Annotated in this window: 13 protein-coding genes; 6 read left to right on the top strand and 7 right to left on the bottom strand. The window is 71.7% G+C overall.

Going from position 1 to position 12,001, the window contains the following annotated elements; genetic code table 11:
* The first annotated feature begins 26 nt into the window (after nucleotides 1-26).
* The 4 genes from SGCZBJ_RS14850 to SGCZBJ_RS14835 all read left to right on the top strand — a co-directional run bounded on the left by SGCZBJ_RS14850 (nucleotide 27) and on the right by SGCZBJ_RS14835 (nucleotide 4,462).
* Complete coding sequence (locus SGCZBJ_RS14850; protein WP_101718770.1) at nucleotides 27-425, top strand: c-type cytochrome; 399 nt, start codon at nucleotides 27-29, stop codon at nucleotides 423-425.
* A 133-nt stretch (nucleotides 426-558) separates the two neighbouring features.
* On the top strand, nucleotides 559-1,047 hold the full coding sequence (locus SGCZBJ_RS14845) for a RidA family protein (RefSeq protein ID WP_101718769.1): 489 nt from the start codon (nucleotides 559-561) through the stop codon (nucleotides 1,045-1,047).
* A 100-nt stretch (nucleotides 1,048-1,147) separates the two neighbouring features.
* The gene (locus tag SGCZBJ_RS14840; protein WP_101718768.1) at nucleotides 1,148-1,456 is read left to right on the top strand and encodes a UBP-type zinc finger domain-containing protein; all 309 of its coding nucleotides are present in this window, start codon (nucleotides 1,148-1,150) and stop codon (nucleotides 1,454-1,456) included.
* 108 nt (nucleotides 1,457-1,564) lie between these two features.
* Complete coding sequence (locus SGCZBJ_RS14835) at nucleotides 1,565-4,462, top strand: TonB-dependent receptor (protein ID WP_165799332.1); 2,898 nt, start codon at nucleotides 1,565-1,567, stop codon at nucleotides 4,460-4,462.
* On the opposite strand, the gene SGCZBJ_RS14830 is transcribed toward SGCZBJ_RS14835, so the two are convergent.
* The 4 genes from SGCZBJ_RS14830 to SGCZBJ_RS14820 all read right to left on the bottom strand — a co-directional run bounded on the left by SGCZBJ_RS14830 (nucleotide 4,459) and on the right by SGCZBJ_RS14820 (nucleotide 7,657).
* Nucleotides 4,459-6,132 carry an FAD-dependent oxidoreductase gene (locus SGCZBJ_RS14830; RefSeq protein WP_205685393.1) on the bottom strand — a complete coding sequence of 558 codons (1,674 nt, stop codon included), beginning with the start codon at nucleotides 6,130-6,132 and terminating at the stop codon, nucleotides 4,459-4,461. The two genes, SGCZBJ_RS14835 and SGCZBJ_RS14830, sit on opposite strands and share 4 nt — an antisense overlap.
* A gap of 29 nt (nucleotides 6,133-6,161) precedes the next feature.
* Complete coding sequence (locus SGCZBJ_RS25670; protein ID WP_165799331.1) at nucleotides 6,162-6,308, bottom strand: hypothetical protein; 147 nt, start codon at nucleotides 6,306-6,308, stop codon at nucleotides 6,162-6,164.
* A gap of 117 nt (nucleotides 6,309-6,425) precedes the next feature.
* Nucleotides 6,426-6,947 (bottom strand): Dps family protein, encoded by a 522-nt coding sequence (locus SGCZBJ_RS14825; RefSeq protein WP_101718766.1) that lies wholly within the window; start codon nucleotides 6,945-6,947, stop codon nucleotides 6,426-6,428.
* A 122-nt stretch (nucleotides 6,948-7,069) separates the two neighbouring features.
* Nucleotides 7,070-7,657, bottom strand: a complete 588-nt coding sequence (locus tag SGCZBJ_RS14820) for a helix-turn-helix domain-containing protein (protein ID WP_101718765.1) — start codon at nucleotides 7,655-7,657, stop codon at nucleotides 7,070-7,072.
* 160 nt (nucleotides 7,658-7,817) lie between these two features.
* On the opposite strand from SGCZBJ_RS14820, the gene SGCZBJ_RS14815 reads away from it, so the two are divergent.
* Nucleotides 7,818-9,725, top strand: a complete 1,908-nt coding sequence (locus SGCZBJ_RS14815; RefSeq protein ID WP_165799330.1) for a PAS domain-containing sensor histidine kinase — start codon at nucleotides 7,818-7,820, stop codon at nucleotides 9,723-9,725.
* A gap of 223 nt (nucleotides 9,726-9,948) precedes the next feature.
* Complete coding sequence (locus SGCZBJ_RS14810; protein ID WP_101718763.1) at nucleotides 9,949-10,359, top strand: (R)-mandelonitrile lyase; 411 nt, start codon at nucleotides 9,949-9,951, stop codon at nucleotides 10,357-10,359.
* Between the two features lie 13 nt (nucleotides 10,360-10,372).
* Here SGCZBJ_RS14810 and SGCZBJ_RS14805 read toward each other — a convergent pair whose 3' ends face one another.
* The 3 genes from SGCZBJ_RS14805 to SGCZBJ_RS14795 all read right to left on the bottom strand — a co-directional run bounded on the left by SGCZBJ_RS14805 (nucleotide 10,373) and on the right by SGCZBJ_RS14795 (nucleotide 11,958).
* Nucleotides 10,373-11,023: a response regulator transcription factor gene (locus SGCZBJ_RS14805; protein ID WP_101718762.1), complete on the bottom strand. Its 651-nt coding sequence runs from the start codon at nucleotides 11,021-11,023 to the stop codon at nucleotides 10,373-10,375.
* Between the two features lie 50 nt (nucleotides 11,024-11,073).
* Nucleotides 11,074-11,436: a response regulator transcription factor gene (locus SGCZBJ_RS14800; RefSeq protein WP_101718761.1), complete on the bottom strand. Its 363-nt coding sequence runs from the start codon at nucleotides 11,434-11,436 to the stop codon at nucleotides 11,074-11,076.
* A gap of 87 nt (nucleotides 11,437-11,523) precedes the next feature.
* Nucleotides 11,524-11,958 carry a transcriptional repressor gene (locus SGCZBJ_RS14795; RefSeq protein ID WP_101718760.1) on the bottom strand — a complete coding sequence of 145 codons (435 nt, stop codon included), beginning with the start codon at nucleotides 11,956-11,958 and terminating at the stop codon, nucleotides 11,524-11,526.
* Nucleotides 11,959-12,001 lie beyond the last annotated feature (43 nt).

The following is a 12,001-nucleotide window of genomic DNA, read 5'->3' as shown; positions in this document are numbered from 1 at the left end:
ACCCCATCCAGACCCTCGGAGACCTGATGCTTCGCCACGCTTTCCCGGCGCTCGCCGCTTTCAGCCTCGTCGCCGGCGCCGCCTCGTCCGCCCTCGCCGCCCCGCCCGGCCAGACCCTCTACGCCGACAACTGCTCGGCCTGCCACCAGGTCACCGGCAAGGGCGTCAAGGGCGCCTTCCCGGCCCTGGCCGGCTCGCCGCTGGTGCAGGGCGACGGCAAGACCATGGCCGGCGTCGTGCTCAACGGCCGGGCCGGCATGCCCGCCTTCAAGGACGACCTGTCCGACGCCGAGCTGACGGGCCTCTTGAACTACGTTCGCACCGCCTGGGGCAACAAGGGCAAGCCGGTCAGCTTCGCCGACGTCTCCAGCGCCCGCGCCCAGTCCAAGGCCGGGGCCAAGGCCCGCGGCCTGCAGGCCCACTAGGTCTACGCCCTCGTCCTTCGACAAGCTCAGGATGAGGGCGACGTCGACGCCACAGTAGAAATCCTCTTCCTGAGCCTGTCGAAGGACGAGGATTTCGGTCCAAGGTTTGAGTTCCCCAGGAGAGAAACGCCCAATGAAACGCCTCGCCCTCGCCCTCGTGGCGACCGCCGCCATCAGTACGCCCGCCCTGGCCCAGGAGATCGTCCGCGGCGGCGACCCCAAGTCGGCGATCGCCAGCGTCGTCACCGTGCCGGCCGGCTACGACACGATCTATGTCAGCGGCATGACCCCGCCGGTGGTCGACGCCAACGCCACGGGCGTAGCCAAGTTCGGCGACACCAAGACCCAGACCATCGGCGTCATCAAGCGCCTGGAGGACGCGCTCAAGAGCCAGGGCGCGAGCCTGTCGGACGTGGTGATGATGCGCGTGCTGCTGGTCGGCGACCCGGCCAAGGACGGCAAGATGGACTTCGCCGGCATGATGGAGGGCTACAAGACCTTCTTCGGCACGGCCGAGCAGCCCAACAAGCCCTCGCGCATCACGAGCCAGGTCACCGCCCTGGTCGCCGACGGCATGCTGGTCGAGATCGAGGTCCAGGCCGCCCGCAAGCCGAAGAAATAGGTCCGGCCGGCCAAGAAAGGCCCGTCAGGCTCAAGCGCGACGGACGGTTTGGCGGCATGATCGCCGGACCGTCCGGACGCCAAGCAGAAAGGCCCGCCCGATGAGCTGCAGCCACCTGTCCACCATCGCCGTCGTGACGCCCAGCGCCGACGGCTGCGAGGAATGCCTCAAGACCGGCGGCTGGTGGGTGCACCTGCGCCTGTGCCGCGCCTGCGGCCACGTCGGCTGCTGCGACCAGTCGCCCAGCCGCCACGCCAGCGCCCACTTCGCCGCTGCCCAGCACCCGATCATCGAGGGCTACGACCCGCCCGAGGGCTGGGGCTGGTGCTATGTCGACGAGGTGATGTTCGACCTTACCGCCTACAAGACGCCCCACCCGCGCCCGATCAAGCGGTGGGTCGAGGGGTAGCGCTACCCGATCGGGTGTTGCCCGGAAAACATCGTTCGCTCTATTGCCCGAATGATCTTCACGACTCTCGCCCATAGGCCGGCGCGGGCGACATCAGGGCGGGTCGGGGTGGCCTCTAGAGGACGACAAGACTTTTTCCGTGGCCTGACGGCCATCGCCTGCGCCTGGGCGCTGGCCGCGCCGGCCCTGGCGGCCGAGCGCATGGCCACGCTGGCCCTGCCCGCCCAGCCGCTGAACCACGCCCTGGCCGAGCTGGGCCGCCAGGCGCGGGTCGACATCCTGGTCTCGGCCGCCGTGGTCGGCGACCGGCGCGCGCCGCCGCTGCGCGGCCGCCTGACGCCCGGCGAGGCCCTGGACCGGCTGCTGGCGGGATCGGGCCTGGAGTACGAGGCCGTCGAGCCGGGCGTCTATGTCGTGCGCGCCCGGCGCGGCGCGCCGCCCGAAGCCGAGGGGCCCGTCGCCCTGCCCGAATTGCTGGTGGTGGGCGTGCGCACCCAGAACGTGGACCAGCGGCGCGATCCCGACGACATCCAGCCCTATCGCGTGTTCGAGCGCAGCACGCTGCGCGCCGCCCAGGCCCTTTCGGCCGACGACTTCCTGCAAACCTGGCTGACCAGCAACGGCGACGCCAGCCAGGCCGTGCCCCGCGTGCCGCGCGGCACGCCGCCGTCGCGATCCAAGTTCTCGTTCCGCGACCCCAACGCCACGGCCGCCACCCTGGTGCTGGTCGACGGGCGGCGCATGCCGGCCATCCCCAGCCAGGTCGAACTGGTCCAGGCCGACGTCGGCCCCATTCCCCTGACGGCGATCGGCCGCATCGAGACCCTGGCCTCAAGCAGCGGCGCGCTCTACGGCCTGGGCGCCGTCAACGGCGTGGTCAACTTGGTGCTGGACCGCGACTACCGCGGCGCCGAGGTCTCGACGACCGTCGGCTCGGGCAAAGGCGGCGACGGCGACTACGGCCGCTTCGACGCGCGGCTGGGATTCAGCACCGACGATGGCGACACGGCGCTGATGGTCAGCTACGGCCAGAAGCGCTTCAACGGCGTCGCCTATGGCGACCGGCGCGAAGCCTCCGCCCCGCTCGACGGCTCGCTGCTCGGCCCATACCAATGGCCCTCGCGCCCCTCGGGAAACGGTACGACCCTGTTCGGACTGAACGGCCCGTTCGTGGTCGGCGGCGTGGCGATGACCAAGACCTACATCCCTGCCGACTACGACGGTTCGACCCCGATCGAGACGGTGCTGATCCAGAACGCCGGCAAGTCGGCTCCCGGGCTGGCGCCGGCCCATCGCGACCGGCTGCTGTCCACCGACAGCCGCACCGACGCGGTGCTGGTCAATCTTCGCCAGCGGCTGTGGCGCGGGGCCGAGGCCTATTTCGACTACATCTATCTCTCCAGCCTCGACAGCTACCCCACCGTCTACGGGGCCTTCTCCACCACCCTGACGCCGGGCCAGGGCCCGGCGGCGATGATCTCGGGGGCGGGGCCCATCGAGATGGTCGCGCCGCTGCCCTATGCCGCCGGCCCCAATTCCACCCGGGTGATCACCCGCCGCTTCACCGCGGGCATGGTGTTCGACCTGCCGGCCCGCTGGCGCGGCGGGATCGACTATGCAGAGGGCTCGCTGCGCGCCCGCCAGCTCAGCAAGATCGTCGGTTTCGAGGTCCAGGCCTCCTCCGTGATCACCAGCGGCGCCGCCCCCGGCGACGGGCGGACCGTCCCCAATCCGCTCGGCGACCAGGCCAGGTTCGTAGCCGACCTCGAGCAGTACCACGCCGACTGGGCGCCGCCTGCCCCCTACAGCGCCTCGCATCTCAGGGACATCTCGCTGCGCGCCTCCGGTCCGATCGGCCGGATCGGGGACCGCGACCTGACGCTGTCCCTGACCGCCCAGCAGTTGCAGGACGCCCTGCCCTACATCACCGACCTGCCCCGCAGCGGCCTGTCGTCCCGCACGCGCTCGCTATTCGCGGAACTGCGGGCGCCGCTGGACGGCGTGGTCGGGGTGCGGGGCCTGGAACTTCAGGCGGCGGTGCGCCGCCAGACCGGCCGCGTCCAGATCGCCTACGCCTCGCCCTGGAAGCGCCTGGACACGGCCGCCGACCTCTATCTGGTCGGCGCGAAGGTCGAGCCCCTGCCCAGCCTGCTCCTGCGCGGCTCCTTCGCCTCGGGGGGCCAGCTGCCCGAGCCCCGCATGCTGACGCTCAGTTCCTTCACCAGCTCCAGCAACCTCGTGGACCCCAAGCGCGATCAGAGCCGCCCCATCTCAGCGGAGGGCTGGTTCTGGCACGTCTGGGGAGCCCCCGCCGACCTGCGCCCCGACCGAACGCGCACCTATTCGGCCGGCGCGGTGCTAAGCTCGCCGCTGCTGCCGCGCACGCGCCTGTCGGTCGACTACACCCGCATCGAGGGCCACGACCTGATGGTCCAGGTCTTCCGGGGCGTCGACTTCTATATCCTCAACGAGGACCGCTATCCCGGCAGGGTCGTCCGCGCGCCGCTCACCGACGCCGACCGCGCCAAGGGCTATACGGCCGGCCGTATCATCGAGGTGCGCGATCTCAGCGAGAACACCGGCGCCAGCCTGGTGGAGTCGGTCGACATGGTCGCCGAGCACGACCTGCGCCTGGCGGGCGGGCGCCTAGGCCTCAGCGCCGCCCTGACCTGGCAGCCGACCCTGCGTCGCTACATTCCGCCCGACAGCGGCGCCTACAAGCGCACGCCCGATGGCGGAACGCCCAAGTGGCGCGGCGCCCTGGGAGCGCGCTGGTCAACCCGGCGCTTCGCCGCGTCGGCCACGGTCCGCTACATCGACGCCAACCTTCCGACGGCTCTGCCCGAGCGCACCACGATCGACCTGTCCGTGGCCTTCGAGCTTCCCCGGCCGCCCGGGGCGTCCGAGACCGAGCTGCGGCTGGGCGTGCGCAACCTGTTCGACCGCTGGTCGGAGGACGATCCGCTCAAGCGCCGGCTCGAAGCCACGCTGGTCGCGCGGTTCTAGACCGCCCGCAGCGCCTCCAGGTCGCGGTGGATGGCCGAGACCACCACCGAGCCCTCGCCCACCCCGGCCGCCACCCGCTTGATCGAGCCCGAGCGCACGTCCCCGACCGCGTAGACCCCAGGCCGTTCGGTCTCGTAGGCCGAGCGGGCGCCGGGGACCTGGCCGCTCTCGCCGGTCAGCACGAAGCCGCGCTCGTCCAGGTCGATGCAGCCGCGCAGCCAGTCGGTGTTGGGCTCGGCGCCGATCATCACGAACAGCGCCCCGGCGTCGACCACGGTCTCCTCGCCGCTGCGATGGTCGGTCCAGCCGATCCGCCTCAGGGTGCGCTCTCCCTCCAGGCGGGAGACCTCGCTGAACGGATAGAGGGTGATGCGGGCCGAGCCTTCGATGCGCTGGACCAGATAGTCCGACATCGTCGCCGCCAGCCCCTCGCCGCGCACCAGCATGTGCACGTGGCCGACGGTGCGCGACAGGAACATCGCCGCCTGGCCGGCCGAGTTGCCGCCGCCGACCACCACCACCGCCTGGCCCCGGCAGAGGTCCGACTCCATGGCCGTGGCCGCGTAGTGGATCGCCTGGCCGTCGAAGCGGTCGTAGCCCTCGACGTCCAGCTTGCGGTAGCGGGCGCCCGAGGCGATCACCACCGCCCGCGCCAGCAGGGTCTGGCCGTCCTCCAGCTTCAGGCGATAGGGACGCTTGTCGCACTCGACCCCGACAACCGCCCGCGACACCGCCAGCCGCGCCCCGAACTTCTGGGCCTGCACCTGGGCGCGACCGGCCAGGGCCTGGCCCGAAATCCCCGTCGGAAAGCCCAGATAGTTCTCGATCTTCGAGCTGGCCCCGGCCTGCCCGCCGGGCGCCAGGCCCTCCAGGATCACCGTCGCCAGCCCCTCGGACGCCGCATAGGTCGCCGCCGACAGGCCCGCCGGCCCCGCGCCCACCACCGCCACGTCGAACACCGCCTGCGGGTCGAAGCGCTCGGTCATGCCCAGGCGGTCGGCCAGGGCCATGGTGTCGGGATTGAGCAGCACGCTGCGGTCGGGCAGCACCACCGCCGGCAGGTCGGCGATGTCCAGGCCGTGGCGGCCCATGCAGCCGGAGGCGGCCTCGTCGCTCTCCACGTCGACCAGCCGCAGGGGATAGCCGTTGCGCACGGCGAAGCGCTCGATGCGCAGGGTCTCGGGATCGTCGGGCCGGCCGATCAGCACGATCCCCGCCTCGCCGTGATGCAGGAAGCCCATCCGCCGCAGGATGAAGGCCCGCATGACGATCTCGCCGATGTCGGGCTCGGCCGCCATCATCCGCGGCACGTTCGCATTGGCCACCCGCACCACCCGGCCGTCGGTCAGGGCCCGGGCCCCGACCAGCAGGGCGCGGGCGTTGATCTGGTCGAGCTCGCCGCTGAACTGGCCGGCCCGGTGGATGGTCAGGATCTCGTCGTCGCCTTCCTCGCCGGTGCGGGTGATCCCCACCTGCCCGTCCAGCACCAGGAAGAAGTCGGCCCGCCGGTCGCCTCGACGGAACAGCACCTGCCCCTTCGCGATCGCCTCCTCGACGCCGTAACCGGCCAGGCGCTCGGCCATCTCGGGCGACAGCACCGGAAAGATCTGGGCGGTGCGGGCGTAGGGGTCGTCGGGGGCGAGCGGCTTGGTGGCGATGATATCGGTCACGGCGGGCCTCCTGGCGGTCCTTGCAGACCCTAGTTCACGGAGCGCCGAGAGGCGATGTCTTGAACGGAAGCCGCGGCGCGATCGGGCGCGCCGCGCGGCGCCACCGCGGCGAAGGCCGTCAGCGCCAGAAGCGCGGCGGTCGCGGCGCTGAGCGCCAGTTTCTGGAAGCCGTTCACGAGCAACGCCCCTTGGTCGGATATGGGGCGGCCCCGCCGGCCGCCGGGGGAGGCGCGGCGGGCGGGGCCTTGCGGGGTCCAGGCCTGGGGGGAGAGGTTCCAGGACCCCGAGGGGGATCAGGCGCGGTCGCGGCGGCCGGCCTCGAACAGGAACCAGACGCGCTTTTCGGTCTCGTCGATCCAGTTCTCCAGCAGGCTGGCGGTGGCGATGTCGCCGTGCTCGTCGCAGGCGCTGTGCACGGCCCGCATGGCCGCGGCCAGGCCGCCGTTGTCGTCGCGCAGTTCGGCCAGCATGTCGTGCGGCTCGACATAGTCGGCGTCGTTGTCCAGCACCCGCTGGGCGCGGGCGATGTGGCCGATCGAGCGCAGGGTGGTGCCGCCCAGCTTCCGCACCCGCTCGGCGATCGGGTCGGTCATGGCGTAGAGCTCGTCGCCCTGCTCGTCGAACATCAGGTGGTAGTCGCGGAAGTGCGGGCCCGAGACGTGCCAGTGGAAGTTCTTGGTCTTGATGTAGAGCGCGAAGACGTCGGCCAGCAGCGCGGTCAGGGCCGCGGAGATGTCCTTGGCGGCGGCTTCGCCCAGGCCGGTGGGCGTGGTCAGCGGGGCCAGGCGCCGGGCGCGGGCGATTTCGGTGTCCATGGGTGTTCTCCTGCGAAGGCGGGGTCCATCGCCACGCCGTTGAGAGTGATATTGCGCTGCTGGCGGCGAACGTGCTTGGCGCGAGGCGCGCCGGCTTGAACGTCGGCGCCGTCGCGCTCGGCTCAGGCCCGCCGCAGCGAGCCCATCACCAGGGCCCGGCCCCACGGACGGTTCTCGCGGCGCCAGACATTGGGGGTCTGGCCGGTGTGGCGGCGGAACAGGCGCGTCAGGTGGGCCTGGTCGGCCAGGCCGCAGACGGCGGCGATGTGGGCCAGGCTCTCGTCGGTCTCCAGCATCATCGCCTGGGCGTGCTCCAGGCGCCGGCGCATGATGTAGGCGTGCGGCGTCTCGTCGGTGCTGACCTTGAAGGCGCGGCAGAAATAGCTGGCCGACAGGCCCACGCGGCTGGCCAGCACGGCGACCGAGACGGTCGAGCCGATATGGGCCTCGACATGGGCCGCCACGGCCCGGATCTGCCAGCCGGCGAGGCCCCCGCGCGCCGGCCCCGAGGACCGCACCCGCGAGCCGGGCAGGAAGCTGCGCTCCTCGCGCCGGGCGGCGCTGCTCAGCACCACCGCCAGCCGGTCCAGCATCTCGCGGGCCGAGCCGAGATCGGCGTCGAGGGCGGCCAGGGCCTGCTCGACCAGCCAGATCGCCTGGGGCGCGTTGGAAGACGGCATGGCCGCCTGGGTGTCGATGGATTGCAACATGGCTCCGGCCTCCTGCCGCCTCGAATGACCGCAACCCTAGCGACGGTCGCTCATCCGACACACCGAACGGACGTTGACCGCGCGTATCGACTTGGTTGGTCCGCCCCAGACCTTGGTAGGGGGTCCCGGCCCGGGCCAGGCTTGCGCTATGAATCGCCTGATGCGCTTTTCGCCCTTCCCCTCGTCGCGCCCCTCGGCGGTCGGCCGTCGCCTGCGCCTGGCCGGCGCGGCCCTGATCGCGGCGGCCGTGTTCGTCATCGACACCTTCACCCCGCTCTCCAGCGCGGTGGCGGTGCTCTACGTGTTGGTGCTGCTGCTGGTCGGCGAGGAGCTGCCCGGCCGCAGGCTGTGGGTCGTCACCCTGGCCTGCGCGGCCATGGCCACCACCAGCTTCGCCTTCGCCCATGGGGAAGACGTCGAACTGGCCCCCACCCTGCGCCTGATGGTCAGCCTGGCGGCGCTGGGCGTGGCGGCCTTCCTGACCGGCCGCAACCTGGCCGCCCGCGAGATCCTGCAGGCCCAGGCCCGGCTGCTCGACGTCACCTCCGACGCCATCTTCATCCGCGACGCCCAGGGGCGGATCACCTTCTGGAACCGCGGGGCCGAGCGCCTCTACGGCTGGACGCGAGACGAGGCCCTGGGCCAGGACGCCCACCGCCTGCTGGCGACCGCCCTGCCCGCCCCCTCCGAGGACATCGCCGCCCTGGTGGCCCGCGACGGCGCCTGGCAGGGCGAGGTCAGCCAGCGCCGCAAGGACGGCGGGATCCTCACCGTGCTCAGCGAGTGGATCCTGGAGCGCGACGAGACCGGCGCCCACGCCCTGCTGGAGAGCAACACCGATATCTCCGACCTGCGTCGCGCCGACGAGGCCCTGCGCCGCAGCGAGGCCCGCTACCGCACCATCTTCAACACCCTGGCGGTGTCGATCTGGGAGCACGACTTCCGGCCGGTGAAGGCCGCGCTGGACGAGTTACGCGCCCAGGGCGTCACGGATCTGGCCGAGCACCTGGCCCGCAATCCCGAGGTCGCCCGCGAGATCAAGACCAGGGTTGGCATCACCGACGTCAACGCCACGGCCCTGAAGATGATGGGCGTCGCCGACAAGGCCGGCTTCTTCCAGCGCCTGGACGAACTGCTGCCCGAGACCGACGACAGCTTCGCCCAGTTCCTGATCGCCTTCGACGCCGGCGCGCCGCGCTTCGAGACCGAGACCACCGTGCGCAGCCGCACCGGCGAGATGATCCCGGTGATGGTCGCGCTGAACTTCCCGTCGGACGCCCAGGGCCTCGACCGCGTCCAGGCCTCGATCGTCGACCTGACCGAGCAGCGGCGCATGCAGGAGCGGCTGGATCGCGCCCGCGCCGAGCTGGAGCACGCCCTGCGGGCGGCGACGCTGGGGGTGCTGTCGGCCTCGATCGCCCACGAGGTCAACCAGCCGCTCGCCGCCATCTCCAACGCCGCCGGCGCGGCCCAGCGCTGGCTCGACCGCGAGACCCCCGACCTGGACGAGGCCAAGGAGGCCGTCGCCGACGTCGTCCACGCCGCCGCCCACGCCGCCGAGGTGGTGCGCGGCATCCGCGGCCTGATCGCCCAGACCCCCGCCGACCGCGCGCCCCTGCCGCTCGACGGCCTGCTGGCCGCCTCGGCCGGCTTCGTGCGGCGCGAGATCGCCGAGCACGGCGTCGAACTGATCCTCGACCCGCAGGCGCCCGACACCGTCGTCCACGGCGACCGCGTCGTGCTGCAACAGGCGCTGGTCAACCTGATGCTCAACGGCGTCCAGGCCATGAGCGCCGTCCCCGTCGAGACCCGCCGCCTGCACGTCCGCTCGCGCCGCGAAGGCGGCGAGGCCGTGATCGAGATCGCCGACACCGGCCCCGGCTTCCCGCCCGACGCCGCCGACCGCGCCTTCGAAACCTTCTTCACCACCAAGCCCGGCGGCATGGGCCTGGGCCTGGCCATCTGCCGCTCCGCCGTCGCCGCCCACGACGGTCGCATCGCGGTGCTGCCGTCAACGGCCGGCGAGATCGGCGCGCGGATCGAGGTGCGGTTGCCGGCGGTCGTCTGAAGGCCTTCCATCGATGAGCGCAGCTCATCACCCCATGGAGCGCCGCGCCGCTAATCGCCCCGCCAGCCCGCTGCTAGATTGCCCGACCGTTTTCACCGCTCGGAGCGCTGCGATGCCGGATCGGCGAGCCGTGTCGACCCTAGGTTTCGGCGTCCTGTGCTGGAGCTTGCTGCCGGCGCTCGCGGCCGCATCGCCCCGCCGGGCGTCCTCGAAGGAGACAGCCATGATCCTCAAGCGCGCAGGCAGCCAGCCGTCGCAGAAGGGCCCCGCCGACTGGTTCACCGGCCAGGTGCGCCTCGACCCGCTGCACACAGCCGAGTCCCCGGCCCGTGTCTCGGCCGCCAGCGTCACCTTCGAGCCCAGCGCCCGCACGGCCTGGCACACCCATCCGCTGGGCCAGATCCTGGTGGTCACCGCCGGCTGCGGCTGGACCCAATGCGAGGCTGAGGACATCGTCGAGATCCGCGCAGGCGACGTCGTCGTCTGCCCGCCCGGCCATCGTCACTGGCACGGCGCCACGCCGACCACCTCTATGACCCACATCGCCATCCAGGAAGCGCTGAACGGCTCACCGGTGACCTGGATGGAGCACGTGACCGACGCCCAGTACCTGGCCGGTCCGCCCAAGGTATGACGGCGACCCGGGCCTAACCGCCCGCCCGATCCCGCTCCAGGGCCTCGGCCATGCGCACCAGCTCGGCGAACGAGCCCGCGCGCATCTTCTTCATCAGGCTGCCGCGATGCAGCTTGACGGTGATTTCCTGCAGGCCCAGTTCGCCGGCCACCTGCTTGTTGAGCAGGCCGGCGGTGACCAGGGTCATGACCTGCTTTTCGCGTGGGGTCAGGCCGTCGAAGCGGGCCTTCACCTGCGCGACATCGCGGGCCAGTTCTCGGCGCTTTCCGTCCTTGGCCAGGGCGGCGGTGACGGCGTCGATCATGTCCTGGTCGCGGAAGGGCTTGGCGAGGAAGTCGACGGCGCCGGCCTTCATCGCCCGCACCGTCATCGGCACGTCGGCATGGCCGGTCATGACGATCACCGGGGCCCGCACGCCGCGCGCGGCCAGGGTCTCCTGCAGGTCGAGGCCGCTCATCTTGGGCATGCGCACGTCCACCAGGATGCAGCACGCGGTGTCGGGCAAGGCGGCGTCGAGCAGCTCCGCGGCCGAGCCGTAGAGCGCCGTGCGCAGGCCAACCGACCGGAACAGCTTGTCCATCGAGCCGCGGAACATCTCGTTGTCGTCGACGATCAGCACGGTCTGCACCGCCTCGTCGTTCCTGCTCTCGGCCTTGCCCGGCATACCCTATCCCCCTTCCACCAGCGACGCCCCCGCGCCTCACGCCCAGCGCTTCACGTCTCGTCGAGCATCCGCCTCAAGGTCGCCTCGATCCGGTCGGGCGCACAGGGCTTTTCGAGAAAATCCCGCGCCCCGGCGCCCATCGCCTGGTCGCGCATGTCCGGAAAGGCGGTGACCACCACCACCGGCAGGTCCGGATGGCTGGCCTGCAGGCGGCGCAGCAGATCCAGGCCCGAGATTTCCGGCATATGGATGTCGGTGACCACGCAGCCCCAGGCTTCCACGCCCGAGGCCAGGAAGCTGGCCGCCGAGGCGAAGACGCCGACCTCCAGCCCGAACGAGCGGATCAGTCGCGCGAGGCCCGAGCGGACAAGGGCGTCGTCGTCGATGACGGCGATGGCGCGCCGGCGGGACATGGCGTTTCTCTAAGCACGCCCGTTACATGGACGCTGACCGGGACTGGATTAGACCACCGTCCCCGCCACCGACACCCATACGCTGGTTTATCCCCCGGTCGCCGGCCCGGCCTCGCGGCGCATGACCACCACCACCTCCACCCCGCCCGGACGCCTGGCCAGGGCGTCGCGCAGCATGGCCAGCAGGGTCTCGGGCGAGACGTGCAGGTCGACGATCCGCGCGGTGTCCTCGTAGATCAGGTGGAAGTGCGGCTCGGGCTGCGTGTCGAACACCGGCTCGGCCGTGGTGGTCGGCAGCCGTCCCAGGAGGCCGTGGTCGGCGAAGGCCTCGACCTGGCGGGCGATCTCGGCCGGCGGCATGGCCAGGCCCGCCTCGGCCGCCAGCTCGGCGATCTCGGGCGCGGTCAGGTGCGTCTCCTCCGAGGCGCGCAGCAGCGCCAGCAGGCGCGAGGTCGGGCCGCGGCAAGGCAGGCCCGCGCGACGCAGCTCGTCCTGCAGGACGGCGTCCACGGCATGGGGCATCGGCAGGCGTCCTCCCGGGGGCGAAGGACGGTCACGATCGTTT

Origin of the sequence: Caulobacter zeae, from assembly GCF_002858925.1 — a bacterium.
Classification (GTDB): Bacteria; Pseudomonadota; Alphaproteobacteria; order Caulobacterales; family Caulobacteraceae; genus Caulobacter; species Caulobacter zeae.
Note: the sequence above shows the minus strand (reverse complement) of the source record. Positions and strands in the feature narration are given on the sequence as shown.

Excerpts from the sequence above, each read along its gene's own strand:
- SGCZBJ_RS14815 (WP_165799330.1), top strand. The coding sequence starts at position 7,818 with ATGCGCTTTTCGCCCTTCCCCTCGTCGCGCCCCTCGGCGGTCGGCCGT.
- SGCZBJ_RS14795 (WP_101718760.1), bottom strand. The coding sequence starts at position 11,958 with ATGCCCCATGCCGTGGACGCCGTCCTGCAGGACGAGCTGCGTCGCGCG.
- SGCZBJ_RS14820 (WP_101718765.1), bottom strand. The coding sequence starts at position 7,657 with ATGTTGCAATCCATCGACACCCAGGCGGCCATGCCGTCTTCCAACGCG.
- SGCZBJ_RS14805 (WP_101718762.1), bottom strand. The coding sequence starts at position 11,023 with ATGCCGGGCAAGGCCGAGAGCAGGAACGACGAGGCGGTGCAGACCGTG.
- SGCZBJ_RS14845 (WP_101718769.1), top strand. The coding sequence starts at position 559 with ATGAAACGCCTCGCCCTCGCCCTCGTGGCGACCGCCGCCATCAGTACG.
- SGCZBJ_RS14800 (WP_101718761.1), bottom strand. The coding sequence starts at position 11,436 with ATGTCCCGCCGGCGCGCCATCGCCGTCATCGACGACGACGCCCTTGTC.
- SGCZBJ_RS14810 (WP_101718763.1), top strand. The coding sequence starts at position 9,949 with ATGATCCTCAAGCGCGCAGGCAGCCAGCCGTCGCAGAAGGGCCCCGCC.
- SGCZBJ_RS14840 (WP_101718768.1), top strand. The coding sequence starts at position 1,148 with ATGAGCTGCAGCCACCTGTCCACCATCGCCGTCGTGACGCCCAGCGCC.
- SGCZBJ_RS14850 (WP_101718770.1), top strand. The coding sequence starts at position 27 with ATGCTTCGCCACGCTTTCCCGGCGCTCGCCGCTTTCAGCCTCGTCGCC.
- SGCZBJ_RS14825 (WP_101718766.1), bottom strand. The coding sequence starts at position 6,947 with ATGGACACCGAAATCGCCCGCGCCCGGCGCCTGGCCCCGCTGACCACG.